Raw genomic sequence first — 19104 nt, forward strand, 5'->3', positions numbered from 1 at the left:
AGAACCCCGCCGCGCGGGGCACTATTGCGGGGTGAAGAAACGTTCCACGATATGGGGTGCCGGGCGGGTCGGACGCAGCGTCTCGGCATCGATGCAGCACCAGCTGGACCGGATTTCCGCCACCACGTCCTCGCCGCGCTGGATCAGCGTTTCGTAGAAGGCGCGGGCGCCCTGAACCTTTTCCAGAATGACCCGGGCGACAACACTGTCGCCCAGGAATGTCGGCCGGCGATAGGTGATCTCATGCTTGAGAGCGACCCACAGATGCCGGGTCACCGCCTCTGCCGGGGCAAAGGCGCGCCAGTGATCGATCACTGCTTCCTGCACCCAGGTCAGGTAAGACGCGTTGTTCACGTGACCCATGAAATCGATATCCGCCTCGGCGACGCGGATGGGGTAGATATAGGGCGGCGAGTTACTCACATTCATGTAAATAACACGCCGCCCTTGTGAAGGGAAGCCTTAACCCTCCAGCCATTCGGCCAGCGATGCCAGGCAATCGCGGGCCAGCAGCTTGCTGCGTTCCGGGCTCCAGCCCTGTTCCGGATCGGGCAGTTCGGCATTGTCCTTGAACGGCATTTCCAGCGTCATGGCGCAGGCGCCAAAGCGTTCGGCCAGCTGGTTGGTGCTCATGCTCAGATTGGCGGTGCCGGGGCGGGCCACCGGATAGCCGATCTTCGTTTGGAAATCCGGGCTGCGGCGATCCAGGATCGCGCGATAGCGGTTGTATTCTTCGCCCAGCGTGTCCGTCCATGACGGGATGCCTTCGAACCCGGCGATGAAATTGGCGGCAATGGCTTCGTCGCCATGGACGTCGATGGCAAAGCGGACGCCGGTTTCATCCATCGCATTGCGCAGCGCCAGCACTTCGGGCGATTTTTCGGCGCTGGGTTCATGCCATTCGCGGTTGAGATTGATGCCGGCAGCATTGGTGCGAAGATGGCCGCGAAACGATCCATCGGGGTTGGCATTGGGCACCACATGGATGCGGCAGCGGGCGCGCAGCACGCGGGCAATCGGGTCGGCCGGATCGCACAGCGTTTCCAGCGCCCCTTCCATCCACCATTCGGCCATGCTTTCGCCCGGGTGCTGGCGCGCGAACAGCCACACGGGCACATCGCCTTCGCCCATTTCCAGGCAATCGATCGGCCGGCCGTCCAGTGTCTGGCCCAGGCAGCGATATTCCACCCCTTCGCTGGCCGTGGCTTCGGAAATCAGATCGTGATGGCGTTCCAGCGAATAGGGCGCGAAATAAGCGAACCAGGCGATGTCGGATGCCGGGGCATAGCGGATGGTCAGCGTGCCATTGGCTTCGCCGGCATCGAATTCGCTGTCGGTACGACCCCAATATTCGCGATCTTCGGAAACGCAGGCGCGGTAATCGGTCCAGCCACCGGGATAGGCCGATTCGTTCAGTCCTGTGATCTTCAGTTCCAGTTCCCGCCCGGCGGCGCCGGACACGCGGAAATGAAACCACTGGAAAAATTCCGACTGATGATCCCGCGGGATGGTCAGCGTGGCCTGTGCGCCGTCAATGGCGGTCACTGCGATATTGCCGCTGTCGAAAACGGCATCGATCCTGATGTTGGTCATTTGACCTGGATAGTCTCTCCGGACTGTCCGGGGAAGCCGCTGAACAGCGCATCGGCCAGCCGATTGGCGGCCTGCTGCCGATCGGCATAGGCGTTGTCCGCCGATGCACTGAAGCTGGCGCGCCCTTCCCACAGGGTCTGGCCATTGCCATTGTCGCGAATGGCGACACCCATTTCGGTGTCGATCCGATCCTTGGGCCGGCCGGACAGATCCAGCCCCAGGCCAAGACCCAGCCCCGATCCGAAACTGCCGGTCGATCCGCCGACACCCACGCTGACCGGGCCCCGGCCGCGCTGTGGCTGCGCCACTGATCGGCCGACCCGCAGTTCGGCCACCTGGGCTGCCTGCGCCAGCGGCACCACGCGATAGCCCAGCTGGCCCAGTTCGGCGGCGACGGCATTCTGATAGGCAGAAAATTCCAGGCTGTCCCCCGGCTGGCCGGGCGCGGCGCGTACGGCAATCGTGCCCAGGCTCAGCCGATTCGGCGCGTCCCCCGTGAATCGGGTCACCTCGACCGGGGAAACATAGCTGGTGGCGCAGCCGCCAAGCAGCGCCAGCGGGGCGAGAACGGTGATAATCCGCATGACAATCCTACTCCCCAATTATAGTGGTGAACCTGCGCCCCGGCCCCTTGCGGCTGTGTGAACGGGCGTAACGCAGACGTCAAAAAAGCGCCGCAAAGCTTGACTCATCGGGTCCGGCCACTTAACGGCGCCAGCTTGAAATTCAGGTCCCCGGTCAGTGTCGGGTGCCTCGCAATCTGGAAGTGAACCATGAAGATCGTCAACAGCCTGAAGTCGCTGAAGGGTCGCCACCGCGACAACCGCGTGATCCGTCGCCGCGGGCGCATCTATGTCATCAACAAGACCAACCGCCGCTTCAAGGCGCGTCAGGGCTGATCTGATTCGCTGATCGGGGCCGTTTGCGGCCCCCTCAGCGAAACGGCATCGCCGTGCACCGGCCCGCCCCCGCATAGGGGTGCGGGCCGATGGCATTTGTGGGTCGGACGAAGGGCAGGACGGAATATGACGCAGCAGGTTCAGGCGGTGGTGTTCGATCTTGGCCGCGTGGTCATCGAATGGAATCTGCGGCATCTGTTTGCCAAGCTGATCGCGGATCCGGCGGAACTGGACTGGTTCCTGGCGAATGTCGTGACCGAACAATGGCATTTCCAGCATGATGAGGGCCGGCCCCTGCCGGACATGCTGGCCGAACGCTGTGCCGAATTTCCCGATCATGCCCCTTTAATCCACGCCTATGCTGCGCGGTTCCTAGAAACGATCCCCCACCGCATCCCCGGCACGGACCGCTTGATCGAACGGCTGGCCGCGCGCGGCGTACCGCTGTTCGCCCTGACCAATTTCGGGGAAGAATTCTGGCACATGTTCCGGCCCGCCGAACCGCTGCTGGATCATTTCCGCGACATCGTGGTCTCGGGCGTGGAACGCACGGCCAAGCCCGAAGCGCGAATCTATGAAATCGCCGAACAGCGTTTCGGCCACACCGGTGGCGCGCTGTTCTTCACCGACGACAACGCCGCCAACATCACCGCCGCCCGCGCCCGTGGCTGGCAGGCGGAACTGTTCACCGATGCGGATACGCTGGAACGGCAATTGCAGGCGCTGGGCCTGCTGGACTGAGCGGACTCGACCGTCGTGCCTGCCATTCGACGAGCTAGGGCGAGCGGAGGTAGGTAACAGCCCCCCAAGCACCCGCACCCGCTCGTGCTGAGCTTGTCGAAGCACAGCCACCAGCCTTGCTCACGCTGAACGATCAACTCACCGGCGCCCGCCGGCGATAACTCAGCGCTTCGGCCACATGCATCCGGCGCACCGTTTCCGATCCGTCGAGATCGGCAATGGTCCGGCTGGTCCGCAACACGCGGGTATAGCCGCGCGCGGACAGGCGCATGGCTTCGGCGGCCTGCATCAGCAGGGCGCGGCCGGCCTCGTCCGGCGTGGCGTGGGTTTCCAGCGCATCGCCTTCCAGTTCGGCGTTGGAGCGGACGCCGCGCGCGGCCTGAATGGTGCGGGCGGCGGCTACGCGGGCGGCCACTTCGGCCGATCCTTCGGCGGGTGCGGGCAGGGCCAGGTCGATGGCGCGGACCGGGTCGACCTCCACATGCAGATCGATGCGGTCGAGCAGCGGGCCCGATACCTTGCCCTGGTAATCGACGGCGCAGCGCGGGGCGCGGCTGCAGGCGAGCGAGGCGTCGCCCAGATGGCCGCAGCGGCATGGGTTCATCGCCGCGATCAGCTGCACCCGTGCGGGATAGGTGACATGGGCATTGGCGCGCGCGACATCGACCTTGCCGGTTTCGAGCGGCTGGCGCAGCGAATCGAGCACCGCGCGCTGGAATTCGGGCAATTCATCCAGGAACAGCACGCCCAGATGCGCCATGCTCACCTCGCCCGGGCGCACCCGAATGCCGCCGCCGGTCAGCGCGGCCATGGAGGCGGAGTGATGCGGTGCGCGGAACGGTCGGGTGCGGCTGAGACGGCCGCTCTCCAGCGTGCCCGCGACAGAGGCGACCATGCTCACCTCCAGCGCTTCGGCCGGGGACAGCGGCGGCAATATGCCGGGCAGGCAGCTGGCGAGCAGGCTCTTGCCCGCGCCGGGCGGTCCGGTCATCAGCAGATTGTGCCCGCCGGCCGCCGCGATTTCGAGCGCGCGGCGGGCGGTTTCCTGCCCCTTCACCTGGCGCAGATCAGGGCCGGGCGCAGCCGGTTCCACCTCGCCCGGTTCTGGTTGCGCCAGCTGGTTGGTGCCCTTGAGATGGTTGAGCAGGCTGATCAGATCGGGCGCCGCGAGCACGGAGATATCGCTGGCCCAGCGCGCCTCGGCCCCCTGGGCTGCCGGGCAGATCAGCCCCTTGTCGGTGCTGCTGGCATGGATCGCGGCGAGCAGCACGCCGGGGGAGGGGACCACGCGCCCGTCGAGCGCGAGTTCACCGACCGCGCAATAATCGCTCAGCTGTTCGGCATCGGTCACGCCCATTGCGGCCAGCAGCGCCAGCGCGATCGGCAGATCGTAATGGCTGCCTTCCTTGGGCAGATCGGCGGGCGAAAGATTGATCGTGATCCGCTTGGGTGGCAGCGACAGCCCCATGGCCGACAGCGCCGCCTGGACCCGCTCGCGGCTTTCGCCCACCGCCTTGTCCGGCAGGCCGACGATGGCGAAGCGCGGCAGGCCAGCGGCCAGCTGGCATTGCACCTCCACCGGGCGGGCCTCCAGACCCAGATAGGCGACGGTCGAAACCAGCGCGACCAATGGCAATCCCCCTTTGTGCCCCAATGCCTGCGCCGGCTTACCCCGCGTTAGCAATTGTATGTGATAGCGGGGCCGCAACGCTTGTCGAGCGGCTGTTTTGGGCCGGTTTTCGCCTGAAAATCGCACCGGGAGCGCGGCATGGTTAAAATGGCGTAAACCGCAATCCTTCAATCCGGGAAAATTGTTTCGGCTGCATTGCGCCTGCCATGCACCGGATCGCATCCCTCTTCGCCCTGCTCATGGCGGCATTCGTTACCCTGGCGCCCTTGCCGGCGGCGGCGTTGACCGATGATGGCGGCACTGGGGTCTATGTGATCGTCGAAACCACCTATTATCCCGGTGGCGGGCGCAGCCCCTATGTCACGACCGAATATGTCTCGGTGGAATATGCCGATGCCCATTTCGGCCTGCCCCAGCCGACCACAGCCGTCAGCGCGCAGCGCTTCGTCATTCCCCGGCCGGAACGGCAGGCGCGCCAGCCGGTCGCGACCTATGGCCCGTTCCGCGTGCTGGATGATGGCACCGCCGCGCTGGCCGGGATCACCGATGAACGGTCCCCGGCGGCTTTTGCGGCGATGATGCGCGATTATCCGGCGCTGACCATGCTCGAATTCCACGATTGCCCGGGCACCTATGACGATCGGGCGAATCTGCGGCTCGGCCGGATGATTCGCGACGCCGGGCTCGATGTGCATGTGCCGGCCACCGGCTCGGTTCGTTCGGGCGCGGTGGAGCTGGTCTTGGCTGGGCGCACGCTGACCATCGATGATGGAGCCCGATTCGCCGTGCATGCCTGGCTGGATGATCTGGGCCGCGAAGCCGGCGATTACGCCCCCGATTCGGAAGAGCATCGCAAATATCTGGCCTATTATTCCGAAGTCGGCATGGGCGAAGAAGAGGCGAAGGCCTTCTACGCCATGACCAATTCGGTCAGCTTCAACAGTGCCTTGTGGCTGGGTGGCGCGGAAATGCGCGGCTGGGTGCGCAAGGCGCAGGATGCCGCGGCGCCGGCCATGGCCGTTCCCGCTCCGTCGGATCTGGCGCTCGCCGCATTTGATACCTCCATTCCCGCGGAACTGGCCGCTTACGCAGATGATTTTTCTGTGGCACAGGCGCCGCTCGACGCGAATATTCACCCTGTGGCATCGCCCGTTACGGCGGCGCCGCAGATCGCCTATCTTGACTTGGACCTGCTGCTCAACTAACCGCGCCGCATGTTCAGGCCGCCCGTGCGGGCGGCTGTTTTTGTTTTCTTGAGGATTGAAACCATGAAGCGCACTTTCCAGCCGAGCAACCTCGTGCGTAAGCGCCGCCACGGCTTCTTCGCGCGCAAGGCGACTCCGGGTGGCCGCAACGTGCTGCGCGCCCGTCGCGCCCGTGGCCGCAAGAAGCTGAGCGCCTGATCTCCGAATCGGGGGCATCCCCCATTTCGGTACTGACACGCCGCGCGGATTTTCTCGCGGCCAACCGGGGCCTGCGTATAGCACGCCCCGGTTTTGTCTTGCTGGCCCTCGCCAATGGCGGGCTGGGCACGCGCTACGGCATCACCGTGACGAAGAAGATCGGCAATGCCGTCGTCCGCAACCGGATGAAGCGCCGATTCCGCGCCCTGCTGCGCGATGCGCTGCCGGCTGAGGGTCTGCCCGATCATGATCACGTGTTGATCGGCCGGGAAGGTGGAGTGGAGCGCGACTTTGCGCTGCTGCGGCAGGAACTGTCCGTTGCCCTGCGCCGCGCTGCCGATGGCAAGGGCGATCCGCCCCGCCGCAGCGGCGGCCGCAACAAGCCCCGTAAGGGCCAGCGCGCGGATCCCCGTAGTGGCTCCGGTGCTCCTGGCAGTGTCCCGGCCCCATGAAGCAGCTCCTGATCGCCATCGCCCGGCTGTGGCAGATCGGCCCGTCACGCATTCTGCCGCCGTCCTGCCGTTATCAGCCCAGCTGCAGCGCCTATGCGATAGAAGCCCTTGAACGCTACGGCGCGATGAAGGGTGGATGGATTGCGGCCAAGCGGCTAATGCGCTGCCACCCTTGGGGCGGTCATGGCTATGACCCGGTGCCCTGAGGCCCGAAATTGACCCGACACCGACGCGGTTTCAACCCGGATTGCTGACGCCGGACCGCATGGAATGCACTTAGGAACTTCATCTTGAACAACCAGCGCAACATAATCATCTTCTGCGTGCTGAGCCTGCTGATGGTGTTCGGTTCCAATTTCCTCGTCGAAAAATTCTACCCGCAGCCGGCAACGCCTGTCCGCAATGCGCAAGCTGCCGCGCAGGACGATCAGACGCCCGGCGCGGCCAGGCATTCGCGCGATGGCGGTCTGGTCGATCCGATCGAGCTGGCGCAGGAAAAGCGCGACCTGGTTACCGCGCTCGCCACCCCGGGCCGGATCGCCATCGACGCCCCCGAAGTGGCCGGTTCGATCAACCCGGTCGGCGCGCGGATCGATGATGTCGTGCTCAAGACCCATCGCGAAACGGTCGAGAAGGACAGCGGCCCGGTCCGCATCTTCTCCCCTGATGGCACGCCCGCGCAACAGTTTGCGCAGTTCGGCTGGGTCGGCAACAATGTCGCCCTGCCGACGGGGCAGACGGTGTGGCAGGTCGAAGGCAGCAGACTGGCACCGGGTCAGCCGGTCACGCTGCGCTGGAACAATGGTCAGGGCCTGCTGTTCACCATCCGCTACAGCATCGATGAATTCTACATGATGACCGTCGATCAGACGGTCGCCAACACCGGTACGGGTGCGGTCTCGCTGCAACCCTATGGCTTCATCAACCGCACCAGCCGCACCGCCAGCACTGACAGCTTCAACCTGCATTCGGGCCCGATCGGTGACTTCGATGCGAAGGTGAATTTCGATCTCGATTATGATGATGTCGATGAAACCGGTGTGGCGACGCCCGAAGGGCGGATGCGCTGGGTTGGTTTCACCGATATCTACTGGCTTTCGGCCATGATCCCGCAGGCCAATGCCCAGGCGAGCGGCGATTTCCGCGCGCTGGGCCATGCCGCCTACCGCGCGGACATGATCTATGACGCGGTCAACGTAGGTGCCGGCAAGCAGATCACGCGCACCACGCAGCTGTTCGTCGGCGCGAAGGAAAGCGCGGTCCTCGATCGGTATGAGAATGCCGGCGTGCCGCGCTTCGGTCTCGCGATCGACTGGGGCTGGTTCCGCTGGTTCATGTATCCGATCTTCTGGCTGCTCAATCAGCTCTATGCCCTTTCCGGCAATTTCGGCGTGGCGATCATCCTGCTGACCGTGGTCGTCAAAGCGCTGATCTTCCCGATCGCGCAGCGCGGCATGGCCAGCATGGCCGGCATGCGCGCCATCCAGCCCAAGATGAAGGCGCTGCAGGATCGGTACAAGGATGACCGGGTCAAGCTGCAGCAGGAAATGAGCAAGCTTTACAAGGAAGAGAAGGTCAATCCGCTGGCCGGCTGTCTGCCGATGCTGCTGCCGATCCCGATCTTCTTCGCCCTGTACAAGACGCTGCTGGTGGCGATCGAAATGCGCCACAAGCCGTTCGTGCTGTGGATCCGCGATCTCTCCGCGCCCGATCCGGCCACCATTCTGAACCTGTTCGGCCTGCTCGACTTCACCCCGCCGTCTTTCCTGGCGATCGGTGTGCTGGCGCTGATGCTGGGCGTCACCATGTGGCTGCAGTTCAAGCTGAACCCGCAGGCGATGGATCCCGTCCAGCAGCAGATGTTCACGCTGATGCCCTGGGTGCTGATGTTCATCATGGCGCCGTTTGCCGCCGGCCTGCTGCTGTACTGGATCACCTCCAACATCCTGACGATCGCGCAGCAGAAATATCTCTATTCCCGCCATCCGCAGCTCAAGGCGCAGATGGCCAAGGAACGGGAAGACAAGGCACGTGCGGCTGCACGTGAGAAGGCCAAGGGGTGACCGAGACGAACGACATCGAAGAAGAGGCGCGCAAGCTGTTTTCGGGGCGGGTGGATTTCCTCCTTTCCGCCCCCAAGCTTGAATTCCTGCCCGAACCCGATTTCCCGGAAATCGCCTTTTCCGGCCGTTCCAATGTCGGCAAGAGCTCGCTGATCAATGCGGTGACCAACCGCCGCGCCATCGCGCGCACCTCGGTCACCCCGGGGCGCACACAGGAACTCAATTTCTTCGAAATCGGCGAACCCACGCGGTTTCGGCTGGTGGACATGCCCGGCTACGGTTTTGCCAAGGCGCCGATCAAGGTGGTCGAACGCTGGAAACAGCTGGTCCGCACCTATTTGCGCGGGCGCGTCGTGCTCAAGCGTACGCTGGTGCTGATCGACAGCCGCCACGGCATCAAGCCGCCGGATGAAGAGATGATGTCCATGCTGGACGAAGCCGCCGTGGGGTACCGGCTGGTGATGACCAAGGCGGACAAGGTGAAGGCCAGCGAACTGGCGGCCACCCTGGCCCAGGTGGAGGCCGCTGCGCGCAAGCACACCGCCGCCTTCCCGGTGATTCACGTGACCAGCAGTGAAAAGGGCATGGGCATCGCCGAACTGCGCGCGGCCATCCTGAACGATATCGACGCCTGACAGCGTATTTCGGGGCGCGTTGGCCGCCCCGCAGTGCGTATTTTTTCTTGGGCGCGCCGTGGCACGGCTTGCGGCATGCCAGCTCTGCGGATGCGTTATTGCAACGCATTTGCATTTATGTAAGCTCTTTTCCCCTTGAACGCGTTCAAGCGGGAGGAACAAGCTTATGTACAAATTCGTCGACAGGCCGGTGAACCGGCTCACCATGTCGGGGCGCTTCCTGCTGTGGGCCACGCGTGCATGGTCAGCGGCGATTGCTTCGGGTATATGCCCGCCGCAGGCGTTGCTGTCGGGCTTTTCCAGTGTGGGTGCGGTGCAGGGTTTGCGCGACTTTCACATCGGCATGGCCCTGCTCAACCGCGATGCTTCGAGAGAGATCGCGGTCGCGCCGCTGAACTGCCCGCGCATAGCGGAAGATGAGGCCGTATTGTTGCAACTGTGGCACAATCTGGCACTGGGCGACGTCGATGCGATGCGCGCGACGCTCGGGCTGATTGCGCCGGACCATCTGGTGCCCCCGATCGCCCGCGCGATCACTGCGGTCGCCGCCCAATTGATCGCCGCCGGCTTCGTGCTCGACGGCCTGATACAAGAGACGTTTGAGGAAGATACGCAATGAGTGACCCTATCGCCGAAGTGGCGACTCTCGAGCCCTCGGCCGCACTGACCGTCGAAACGGTCTGCTCTGTTCGTCACTGGAACGAACATCTGTTCAGCTTCACCATCACCCGCCCGGCATCCTTCCGGTTCCGTTCGGGCGAATTCGTGATGATCGGCCTGCAGGGTGAGAAGAAGCCGCTGCTGCGCGCCTATTCGATCGCCAGCCCGGCCTATGCCGAAGAAATCGAATTCCTCTCGATCAAGGTGCCCGATGGCCCGCTGACCTCCCGCCTGCAGCTGATCCAGCCGGGCGACCAGATCTATCTGGGCCGCAAGCCGACCGGCACGCTGGTGACCGATGCGCTGCTGCCGGGCAAGCGGCTGTTCCTGCTGGCCACCGGCACGGGCCTCGCGCCGTTCCTCAGCCTGATCCGCGATCCGGACGTCTATGAGCTGTTCGAACAGGTCATCGTGGTCCACAGCGTCCGCCGCGTCAGCGATCTGGCCTTCCGCGAAGAGCTGGAAAGTCAGCTCGCCGGTGATCCGCTGGTGCAGGACGAAGCGCTGCTGCAGCTGCATTATTTCCCCACCGTCACGCAGGAAGAATTCCGCACCACGGGGCGGATCGGCGTGCATGTCGAAAACGGCCAGCTGTTTCAGCATCCGGTCAAGGGCGCGCCCAATTTCGATCCGGAAACCGACCGCATCATGCTGTGCGGCAGCATGGCCTTCAACCGCGAATTCCAGGCCATGTTCACCGCGCTGGGCTTCACCGAAGGGTCGAACAACAAGCCGGGCGAATTCGTGATCGAGCGCGCCTTCGTCGATTGATGCTATGCTGGTGTTCAGCCTCGACAGGTCGGGGCTGAATGCCTAGCATCGGTGGCTTCTGAACAGGCACGCGCCGATATCCGGTCGCCAATTGCCGGATCTGCGGGGGCAGTGTGAAGCTGATTATCGGTAACAAGAATTATTCCAGCTGGTCCTTGCGCGGCTGGCTGGCGGCCAAGCAATCCGGCCTGCATTTCGAAGAACTGACCGTCCATATCGACGGGGACGATTGGGCCGCGATGAAGCGCGGTGACGAAAAGTTCCAGCCTTCCGCCGGCAAGGTGCCGGTGCTGTGGGACGGCGATGTGGTGGTGTGGGATTCGCTCGCCATCATGGAGTACCTTGCGGACAAGGTCGGACGGGACCGGTTCTGGCCGAAAGATCCGGCCGCGCGCGGCATGGCCCGGGCGATGGTGGCGGAAATGCACAGCTCCTATCTGCCGCTGCGCCGCCAGTGCCCGATGAACATTCGCGGGCGGATCGGCGGGATCGAAGTGACCGACGATATGCGCGACAACATGATCCGCATCCTGGGCCTGTGGGCAGAGGCGCGCGCGCGCTTCGGCAAATCCGGCCCGTTCCTGTTCGGCACCTTCGGCGCGGCGGATATCTTCTACGCCCCGGTCGTCAGCCGCTTCGTCACCTATGGCATCGGCGTCCCCGGTTTCGCTCAGGCCTATATGCAGGCGGTGTGGGAACATGACTGGATGCAGGAATGGATCCATGCTGCCGAGGATGAGGAATGGACCATTTCGCAATTCGAAGTGGCGCCCACCGCTTGAGCAGCTTGAGCCCGAATGTCATCGATCTGGCCGAACGGCTGATCGCCTGCGCCAGCGTCACCCCCGCGCGCGGATCGGTGTTCGACACGCTGGAAGGCATGCTGCAGCCGCTCGGCTTTGCCGTGCATCGCTTCATTGCCGGCGGCGAAGCCGGCGCGGATGAGGAAGAGGGCGGACCGGTCGAAAACCTGTTCGCCATTCGTCAGGGCCCGCCCGGATCGCGCCATCTGGCCTTTGCCGGCCATGTCGATGTGGTGCCGCCCGGTGATGGCTGGACCAGCGATGCCTTCGCGCCCGAACGGCGCGGCAATCTGCTCTATGGTCGCGGCGCGGTGGACATGAAGGGTGCGATTGCCGCCATGGTCGCTGCCGTGGCCGATATCCCGGCCAATGCCGGCACGCTCAGCTTCATCATCACCGGCGATGAGGAAGGTCCGGCCGTGCACGGCACCCGCGCGCTGATCGATCTGATGCGCGCCCGTGGCGAAGTACCCGATCTTTGCCTGGTCGGTGAACCCACCTCGGTCACCCGATTGGGGGACATGATGAAGATCGGCCGGCGCGGCTCGGTCAATATCTTCCTGGAGGTTGCGGGCACCCAGGGCCATGTCGCCTATCCGCATCTGGCCGACAATCCCGCCCCCCGGCTGGTGGCGCTGCTGGCCGAACTCGATGCACTGGAACTGGATCAGGGCACCAACTGGTTCCAGCCCTCCAATCTGGAAATCACCGACATCGCCATCGGCAATCCGGCGCACAATGTCATTCCGGGTGCCGCCCGCGCGCGCATCTCGATCCGCTTCAACGATCTGCACACCGGGGCCGAGCTGGGCCGCCGGGTGACGGAGATTGCCGCGCGCCATGGCGGCACGGCCCGCCCGATCATCTCGGGCGAACCCTTCCTCACCCCGCCGGGCGATTTTTCGCGCATGGTGGCTGGCGCCATCACGGCGGAAACCGGGCTGGTCCCCGAAGCCTCGACCAGCGGCGGCACATCGGATGCGCGCTTCCTCAAGGCGTTGTGCCCGGTGATCGAATTCGGCCTGCTCAACGCCACGATGCACAAGCGCGATGAAGCGGTCGCGATCGAGGATCTCGAAGCCTTGGTGCGGATCTATCGCCGAATCGTGCACGCTGCCTTCGAATAAGGGGGTAGCCTTGGGGCGCGGAGCCGGGCACCATTGCCCCCGCGTCATCCGCCTGGGCGGTCCGCACGGGATCGCGCAGACGGCGAACAACAGAACAAAGGGAGTGCCGCGCCTATGAGCAGCGACGCAGCCGACATCGCCCGCGAAGCCGCGCCCGCCGGTCACGGCCGGCTGCAATGGCGGATCCTGATCGGTTTCGTCCTGGGCCTCGCCTCCGGCCTGCTGGTCTACAGTTTCGCCCCCGGCGCGCCCTGGATCGAAACCCTGGTCAGCTATGTCACCGGGCCGATCGGGCAGATATTCCTGAGGCTGCTCTTCATGCTGGTGATCCCGCTGCTGTTCAGCGCGCTGGTGGTCGGCATCGCCGAAATGGGGGAAATCCGCACGCTCGGCAGCGTCGGGCTGCGCACGCTGATCTACACCATCATCGTCTCCTCCATCGCCGTGCTGGTCAGCCTGGCCTGCGTCAATCTGCTGCGCCCGGGGGACGGGGTCGATCCCGAAGCGGCGCGTGAATTGCTGGAACAGGGCGGCAAGACCGCCGCCGGCATCGTGCAGGCTTCGGCCGAAAGCGATGTCGGGGTGAATCAGGTCGTGGCCATCGTGCCCAACAATGTCATCGCGGCGATGAGCTCGAACGACATTCTGGCGGTGATGTTCTTCGCCTTGTTCTTCGGCATCGGCATGCTCTTGGTGCAGAGCCCGCGCACCGCACAGCTCAAGGATGTGATCGAAGGCGTCTTCGAAGTGGCGATGCGGCTGATCGGTGTCGTCATCCAGCTCGCGCCGATCGCGATCTTCTGCTTCATGTTCAACCTCTCGGCGCAATTCGGCTGGGATCTGCTGTTCAAGCTGGCGGCGTTTGTGGGCGTCGTGCTGCTGGCGCTGGGCATCCAGATGTTCGGCGTGTTCCCCGCGGTCCTCGCCTTTGTCGCGAAGAAAAGCCCGATCGCCTTCTTCCGCGAAACGCGTGAAGCCAGCGTCATGGCCTTCTCCACCGCCAGTTCCAACGCCACCCTGCCCACCGCGCTGCGCATTGCCGAAGACCAGCTGAAGCTGCCCTCGCGCATATCGCGCTTCGTGCTGACCATCGGCGCCACCGCCAATCAGAACGGCACCGCCATGTTCGAAGGGGTGACGGTGATCTTCCTCGCCCAGTTCTTCGGCGTGGATCTGTCGTTTCAGGATCAGCTGTTCGTCATGCTGGTTTGCATTCTGGCCGGCATCGGCACGGCCGGAGTGCCCGGCGGATCGCTGCCGGTAATCGCCCTGATCCTGGGGGGTGTGGGGGTCGATCCGCAGGGGATCGGGCTCATCCTGGGCGTGGATCGCTTCCTCGACATGTGTCGCACCACGCTCAATGTGGTGGGCGATCTGGTCGCCGCGCAGGTTATTTCGTCAACGAGCGCTGCTTCGTTGCCTTCGGGGGATCCAGAACCTTCGCCTTGAAGGCGCAGAGTTCCTCCACCCGGCAGCGCCAGCATTCCGGGGTGCGCGCCTTGCAGGTGTAACGGCCATGCAGGATCAGCCAGTGATGGGCATGCAGGCGGAAGGGCTGGGGCACCCGCTTTTCCAGCTTCGCCTCGACCTGATCCGGGTTCTTGCCGGGCGCCAGCCCGGTGCGATTGCCCACGCGGAAGATATGCGTATCCACGGCGAAGGTTTCCTGCCCGAACCAGCAGTTCAGCACGACATTGGCGGTCTTGCGGCCAACCCCGGGCAGCTTGACCAGATCGTCGCGATTGTCCGGCACCTCGCTGCCGAAATCATCGATCAGCATCTGCGACAGGGCGATGACGTTCTTCGCCTTGGAATTGAACAGGCCGATCGTCTTGACGTGATCCTTCAGCCCCTCTTCCCCCAGCGCGACCATCTGTTCGGGGGTGGTCACCTCCGCAAACAGCCGGCGGGTGGCCTTGTTCACCCCGACATCGGTCGCCTGCGCAGACAGGGCGACCGCCACCACCAGTTGGAAGGCATTGCCATATTCCAGCTCGGTTTCAGGATGCGGATTGTCTTCGGCCAATATGCTGAAAAACTGAAAGATCTGATCCTTCTTCAAAGGCCCAAAACCTGCTCCATCCGATAACGGCCGGCGTCCTGCCCGATCATCCAGGTCGCGCCCTTGACCGCACCATGGGCAAAGATCATCCGGTCTTCGGCGCTGTGCGACAGGGTGACGCGTTCCTGCTCCCCGGCCAGGATCACCGCATGTTCGCCCGCCACCGTGCCACCGCGCAGCGCGGCAAAGCCGATCGCGCCCGGCGCCCGCGCACCGGTATGGCCATCGCGACCGCTTTCCTTGTTGTCGGCCAGGGTGATGCCCCGGCCGGCGGCGGCGGCTTCACCCAGCAGCAGCGCGGTGCCCGATGGCGCATCCACCTTCATCCGGTGGTGCATCTCGACGATCTCGATATCCCAGTCGGCATCCAGCCGGGCGGCCGCTTCGCGCACCAGATGCGCCAACAGGGTCACGCCCAGCGATGTATTGCCGGTCTGCAGCACCGGAATGGCGCGCGCGGCATTGTCGATCGCGACATGGTGTTCTTCGCCCAGGCCCGTGGTGCCGATCAGGATCGGCACGCCTGCGCCGATGGCGGCATGCAGATTGCCGGTCAGCGCCAGCGGGGAACTGAAATCGACCAGCGCGTCGCTGCTGTCCGCCACGCTGGCGACATCGTCGCCCTTGTCCGCCGCGCCGCTGACTTCATGCCCTGCGGCGGTGATGGCACGCGTCAGCGCCTGCCCCATGCGGCCGGCGCCGCCAATGATCCCGATCCGTGCCATGCGCACCCCCGTTTGCCGAATTGTGTGATTGCTGCCGGGATAGACAGCACAATCGCTGCCGACAATGCATGTAAACGCGGAAAATGCGGCGCAGCTTGCCCTGCGCCACGCGATAATGCGAAGTAGCGGGCACATCCGCCTGGCTCGTCAGGCCGTCCATTCGTCCTGAGGAGCAGCCGTGTCGGGCCCGATTCGCAACATCGTCATCTTGTCCGGGGCCGGCATCAGTGCCGAAAGCGGCCTGCGCACCTTCCGCGCATCGGATGGATTGTGGGAAGATCACCATGTGGAAGACATCGCCACCCCGGAAGGGTTCCGGCGCGATCCTGCGCTGGTGCAGCGCTTCTATGATGATCGGCGCGCCCAGGTTCGCGCGGCGCAGCCCAATCCCGCCCATGTTGCACTCGCCCGGCTGGATCGGGAATGGTCCGGCAACCTGCTGATCGTCACCCAGAACATCGATGATCTGCATGAAAGGGCCGGTGCTGCCCGCGTGCTGCATATCCATGGCGAAGCGCTCTCCGCCTGGTGCACCGCCTGCGATGCCCGGCATCGCTGGAACGATCCCCTGTCCGATACACCGCCATGCCCGGCCTGCGGAACAACAGCGCTGCGCCCGGACATCGTCTGGTTTGGGGAGATTCCCTATCGCATGGATGACATCATCGATGCGATCGACCGCGCCGATCTGTTCGTGTCGATCGGCACCTCGGGCGCGGTCTATCCGGCGGCGGGCTTCGTGCAGCAGGCCGGGGCAGCGGGCGTGCGCACGCTGGAACTCAATCTGGAACGCAGCCAAGGCTCGCAATGGTTCGACGAATCGCGCCTCGGCCCGGCCAGCACGCTGGTGCCGCAATGGGTCGATGAAATGCTAGCTAGCTGATTCGCCGCAGGCCTTGCAGGCCGGATCGGCGGCAATGGCGAAGCTGCGCATGCTCGGCGCCAACCCATCCAGCAGATGCAGCTTCCCCCATTGCGCATCGCCCAGTCCGCCCGGCCGGCCACCGGTTTCGGCGAGCAGCAGACGGATCGCCTGCATCGCGGCAAAGCTGGCGGTCCAGCCGGCCATGGCGCCCAGCATGCCGTCGGCGGCGCAGGTGTCGCAATCATCGGCATCGAAGGCATCGCCGACATAGCAGCGATAACAGGCCTGGCCCGGCAGATGCCCGGCAAAGGCACCGACCTGCCCCTGGAACCGGCCCACGGCGGCGGACAGCAGCGGCGTGCCCAGCGCTACGCAGGCGTCGGACACCGCCAACCGGGTGGCGAAATTGTCGCAGCCATCCAGCACCAGATCGACCCCGCCCAGCAGCGTCGCGGCATTGTCGGGGGTCAGCCGCTGATCATGGGCGATAACCGTCAGCGCCGGGTCGAAGGCACGCACCCAATCGGCCGCGCGCGCGGCCTTGGACTGGCCGATATCGTCCGGGGTGAAGATCGTCTGGCGCTGCAGATTGGTTTCATCGACCACATCGCTGTCGATCAGCACCAGCGTGCCGATGCCGGCGGCCGCCAGATATTGCAGCGCCGGTGATCCGATGCCGCCCACCCCCATCAGCGCCACGCGCGCCTGGGCCAGCACCGCCTGCCCCGCGCCGCCCAGTTCGGGCAGCACGATATGGCGGGCGAAGCGATTCAGGCGATTGGCGGGGAGGGGGGAGAGGGGCGTGCTCATGCACACGCCCTAGAGCGATTTCCAGCCGGGTGGAATCACCTGCTGACTCGGAAATCGCGGCAAACAAAAGAGATGGAGCGGCGATCCGATGCAATCGGAACGCCGCTCCAGCAGCAATTGCGGGCAGGGCAAAACCCCACCTGCCAATGCGTGATCAGCTTTCCAGCTGGCGCAGCAGGCTGCGCACGTCGCCATCCATGTCGGAATCGCGCTTGCGCAGATCCTCGATCAGGCGAACGGCGTGGATCACCGTGGAATGGTCGCGGCCGCCGAACTTGCGGCCGATTTCCGGATAGGATCGCGGCGTCAGCACCTTGGCCAGATACATCGCCACCTGGCGCGGGCGAACGACCGCACGGGCGCGGCGCTTGCTCGACATTTCGGAACGGTCGATGCGATAGAACTGGCACACGGTGCGCTGGATCTCGTCGATCGTGATACGCTTGCGATTGGCCGAAAGAATATCGGTCAGCTGGTCTTCGGCCAGCTGCAGCGTCACATCCTGCCCGGTCAGCTGGGCATAGGCGATCAGCTTGTTGAGGCCGCCCACCAGTTCGCGGACATTGCGGTTGATCGTGCGGGCCAGGAATTCGATCACATCCCCCGGCACCGCCAGCGGGGCAAAGCGGGTCAGCTTCGATTCGAGGATGGCGCGGCGCAGTTCGATATCGGCGGGTTGGATATCGGCCACCAAACCCATCGACAGGCGGCTCAGCAGGCGCGGTTCCACCCCGTCGAGCGCCTGGGGCGCACGGTCGGCGGCAAACACCAGCCGCTTGCCTTCGGCCAGCAGCGCATCGATCGTGTAGAGCAGTTCTTCCTGCGCGCTCGCCTTGCCGATGATGAACTGGATGTCATCGACCAGCAGCAGGTCGAACCCGCGCAGCCTCGCCTTGAACTCGATCATCTCATTGCTTTTCAGCGCCTGGACGAATTCGACCATGAAGCGTTCGGCCGAACAGTAGAAGATCCGCGTGCGCGGATGTTCCTGCAGATAGGCATGGGCGATCGCGTGCAGCAGATGCGTCTTGCCCTGGCCGGTCGCCGCCTTGAGATAGAGCGGGGAAAACTGCGGCTTTTCCGTCTTCGCCATGCGTTCGGCGGCATTCTTCGCCAGCACATTGGTGGTGCCCGAAACGAAGGAGGAAAAGGTCAGGCTCGGGTCGAGCCCGATCGAAGAGGTGAAGCCTTCGCTGCCGATCGATTCCAGTGGCTGCGGCGCGTCATTGGCGGCGCGATGGCCGAAGCCGTCTTCGCCGCGCAAATCCAGATCCGCCAGCTTGCGACGGCCGGGGTGAACGCCGATTCGCACCTGGCGCACTTCGGCGCGGGCGATCTTCCAGGCCAGCGACAGCCGGTCATGGAATCGCTCCTGCACCCAATTGGCGGAAAACTCGGTCGGCAGGAACAGGTCGAGCGTGCCGGTCTCGGCACAGAAGCTGCCCAGCTGGATCGGGCGAATCCACTGGTTGAACAGCTGCTGCCCCAGATCCTTGCGCAGGCCCAGGCTGATGTCGGACCAGTCGGCTGCCAGATTCGCGGCTTCCTGTTCGCGCAATTCGTCCATCATCACCTCGCTTGCGGCAGAGGCAAAACGGCCAGTCTGCGGTCCCTTACGAATCATCGACGAATTTCCTCACTCACCCCAAAGGCGCTCCACGGATTTCAATGTCCGGAAGGGAGGCAAAACCTCCCCGTCACTGGCACCGCATAGGGCGTCAGATCATTCCGTTCAGATTCGTCTGTGTGGCGGCCGGGGGGCGATTGCCCCCGACCGGAGTCAGTTATCTCTGGCAGGCCGAAAGGGGCAAGAGCGGCAGGGTAAAAAAAATGAAATATAGCGGCTTGACTCAAGTTAAGCCCGC

At 64.4% G+C, this 19104-nt stretch carries 22 protein-coding genes; 14 read left to right on the plus strand and 8 right to left on the minus strand.

Features of this window, described 5'->3' with window-relative positions; all coding sequences use genetic code 11:
• Positions 1 to 21: 21 nt before the first annotated feature.
• Genes GRI97_RS02365 through GRI97_RS02375 form a run of 3 tightly spaced genes read right to left on the minus strand, consistent with a single transcriptional unit; the run spans position 22 to position 2177 of the window.
• Complete coding sequence (locus GRI97_RS02365) at positions 22 to 429, minus strand: acyl-CoA thioesterase (protein WP_161389521.1); 408 nt, start codon at positions 427 to 429, stop codon at positions 22 to 24.
• A gap of 33 nt (positions 430 to 462) precedes the next feature.
• Positions 463 to 1593 carry a M14 family metallopeptidase gene (locus GRI97_RS02370; protein WP_161389522.1) on the minus strand — a complete coding sequence of 377 codons (1131 nt, stop codon included), beginning with the start codon at positions 1591 to 1593 and terminating at the stop codon, positions 463 to 465.
• On the minus strand, positions 1590 to 2177 hold the full coding sequence (locus GRI97_RS02375; protein ID WP_161389523.1) for a DUF4136 domain-containing protein: 588 nt from the start codon (positions 2175 to 2177) through the stop codon (positions 1590 to 1592). The genes GRI97_RS02370 and GRI97_RS02375 overlap by 4 nt, the downstream gene beginning before the upstream one ends.
• Positions 2178 to 2366: 189 nt before the next feature.
• On the opposite strand from GRI97_RS02375, the gene ykgO reads away from it, so the two are divergent.
• Positions 2367 to 2492: a type B 50S ribosomal protein L36 gene (gene ykgO / locus GRI97_RS02380; protein ID WP_066482602.1), complete on the plus strand. Its 126-nt coding sequence runs from the start codon at positions 2367 to 2369 to the stop codon at positions 2490 to 2492.
• Between the two features lie 126 nt (positions 2493 to 2618).
• Positions 2619 to 3233, plus strand: coding sequence for an HAD-IA family hydrolase (locus GRI97_RS02385; protein ID WP_161389524.1), 615 nt, complete (start codon positions 2619 to 2621; stop codon positions 3231 to 3233).
• A gap of 133 nt (positions 3234 to 3366) precedes the next feature.
• Here GRI97_RS02385 and GRI97_RS02390 read toward each other — a convergent pair whose 3' ends face one another.
• The gene (locus tag GRI97_RS02390) at positions 3367 to 4863 is read right to left on the minus strand and encodes a YifB family Mg chelatase-like AAA ATPase (protein ID WP_161389525.1); all 1497 of its coding nucleotides are present in this window, start codon (positions 4861 to 4863) and stop codon (positions 3367 to 3369) included.
• 206 nt (positions 4864 to 5069) lie between these two features.
• On the opposite strand from GRI97_RS02390, the gene GRI97_RS02395 reads away from it, so the two are divergent.
• The 11 genes from GRI97_RS02395 to GRI97_RS02445 all read left to right on the plus strand — a co-directional run bounded on the left by GRI97_RS02395 (position 5070) and on the right by GRI97_RS02445 (position 14226).
• Positions 5070 to 6068: an alpha/beta hydrolase gene (locus GRI97_RS02395; RefSeq protein ID WP_161389526.1), complete on the plus strand. Its 999-nt coding sequence runs from the start codon at positions 5070 to 5072 to the stop codon at positions 6066 to 6068.
• Between the two features lie 63 nt (positions 6069 to 6131).
• Positions 6132 to 6266 (plus strand): 50S ribosomal protein L34, encoded by a 135-nt coding sequence (gene rpmH, locus GRI97_RS02400; protein WP_161389527.1) that lies wholly within the window; start codon positions 6132 to 6134, stop codon positions 6264 to 6266.
• Between the two features lie 32 nt (positions 6267 to 6298).
• Complete coding sequence (gene rnpA / locus GRI97_RS02405; RefSeq protein WP_161390782.1) at positions 6299 to 6718, plus strand: ribonuclease P protein component; 420 nt, start codon at positions 6299 to 6301, stop codon at positions 6716 to 6718.
• Complete coding sequence (yidD, locus tag GRI97_RS02410) at positions 6715 to 6924, plus strand: membrane protein insertion efficiency factor YidD (protein ID WP_161389528.1); 210 nt, start codon at positions 6715 to 6717, stop codon at positions 6922 to 6924. Before rnpA ends, yidD begins: the two co-directional genes overlap by 4 nt.
• An 84-nt stretch (positions 6925 to 7008) precedes the next feature.
• Positions 7009 to 8781 carry a membrane protein insertase YidC gene (gene yidC / locus GRI97_RS02415; protein WP_161389529.1) on the plus strand — a complete coding sequence of 591 codons (1773 nt, stop codon included), beginning with the start codon at positions 7009 to 7011 and terminating at the stop codon, positions 8779 to 8781.
• Positions 8778 to 9416 (plus strand): ribosome biogenesis GTP-binding protein YihA/YsxC, encoded by a 639-nt coding sequence (yihA, locus tag GRI97_RS02420; RefSeq protein ID WP_161389530.1) that lies wholly within the window; start codon positions 8778 to 8780, stop codon positions 9414 to 9416. Before yidC ends, yihA begins: the two co-directional genes overlap by 4 nt.
• A gap of 166 nt (positions 9417 to 9582) precedes the next feature.
• The gene (locus GRI97_RS02425; RefSeq protein ID WP_161389531.1) at positions 9583 to 10035 is read left to right on the plus strand and encodes a hypothetical protein; all 453 of its coding nucleotides are present in this window, start codon (positions 9583 to 9585) and stop codon (positions 10033 to 10035) included.
• Positions 10032 to 10847: a ferredoxin--NADP reductase gene (locus GRI97_RS02430; protein WP_161389532.1), complete on the plus strand. Its 816-nt coding sequence runs from the start codon at positions 10032 to 10034 to the stop codon at positions 10845 to 10847. The genes GRI97_RS02425 and GRI97_RS02430 overlap by 4 nt, the downstream gene beginning before the upstream one ends.
• 113 nt (positions 10848 to 10960) lie before the next feature.
• A complete protein-coding gene (locus GRI97_RS02435; protein ID WP_161389533.1) occupies positions 10961 to 11629 on the plus strand; it encodes a glutathione S-transferase family protein in 669 nt (222 codons plus the stop codon).
• A gap of 5 nt (positions 11630 to 11634) precedes the next feature.
• Entirely contained in the window at positions 11635 to 12777 is a 1143-nt protein-coding gene (dapE, locus tag GRI97_RS02440) for a succinyl-diaminopimelate desuccinylase (protein ID WP_407924083.1), read from the plus strand.
• A 114-nt stretch (positions 12778 to 12891) separates the two neighbouring features.
• Positions 12892 to 14226, plus strand: a complete 1335-nt coding sequence (locus tag GRI97_RS02445; RefSeq protein ID WP_161389535.1) for a dicarboxylate/amino acid:cation symporter — start codon at positions 12892 to 12894, stop codon at positions 14224 to 14226.
• Here GRI97_RS02445 and nth read toward each other — a convergent pair.
• Both nth and dapB read right to left on the minus strand, forming a co-directional pair.
• Positions 14168 to 14839, minus strand: a complete 672-nt coding sequence (nth, locus tag GRI97_RS02450) for an endonuclease III (protein ID WP_161389536.1) — start codon at positions 14837 to 14839, stop codon at positions 14168 to 14170. The genes GRI97_RS02445 and nth overlap by 59 nt on opposite strands.
• On the minus strand, positions 14836 to 15564 hold the full coding sequence (gene dapB / locus GRI97_RS02455) for a 4-hydroxy-tetrahydrodipicolinate reductase (RefSeq protein ID WP_161389537.1): 729 nt from the start codon (positions 15562 to 15564) through the stop codon (positions 14836 to 14838). The genes nth and dapB overlap by 4 nt, the downstream gene beginning before the upstream one ends.
• A 178-nt stretch (positions 15565 to 15742) precedes the next feature.
• On the opposite strand from dapB, the gene GRI97_RS02460 reads away from it, so the two are divergent.
• Positions 15743 to 16447 (plus strand): NAD-dependent deacylase, encoded by a 705-nt coding sequence (locus GRI97_RS02460; protein WP_161389538.1) that lies wholly within the window; start codon positions 15743 to 15745, stop codon positions 16445 to 16447.
• Here the strand turns inward: GRI97_RS02460 and GRI97_RS02465 are convergent.
• Entirely contained in the window at positions 16436 to 17239 is an 804-nt protein-coding gene (locus tag GRI97_RS02465; RefSeq protein ID WP_161389539.1) for a HesA/MoeB/ThiF family protein, read from the minus strand. The genes GRI97_RS02460 and GRI97_RS02465 overlap by 12 nt on opposite strands.
• 154 nt (positions 17240 to 17393) lie before the next feature.
• Positions 17394 to 18809: a chromosomal replication initiator protein DnaA gene (gene dnaA, locus GRI97_RS02470; protein WP_377019610.1), complete on the minus strand. Its 1416-nt coding sequence runs from the start codon at positions 18807 to 18809 to the stop codon at positions 17394 to 17396.
• Positions 18810 to 19104 lie beyond the last annotated feature (295 nt).

The sequence above is a fragment of the Croceibacterium xixiisoli genome (genome assembly GCF_009827305.1).
Lineage (GTDB): Bacteria > Pseudomonadota > Alphaproteobacteria > Sphingomonadales > Sphingomonadaceae > Croceibacterium_C > Croceibacterium_C xixiisoli.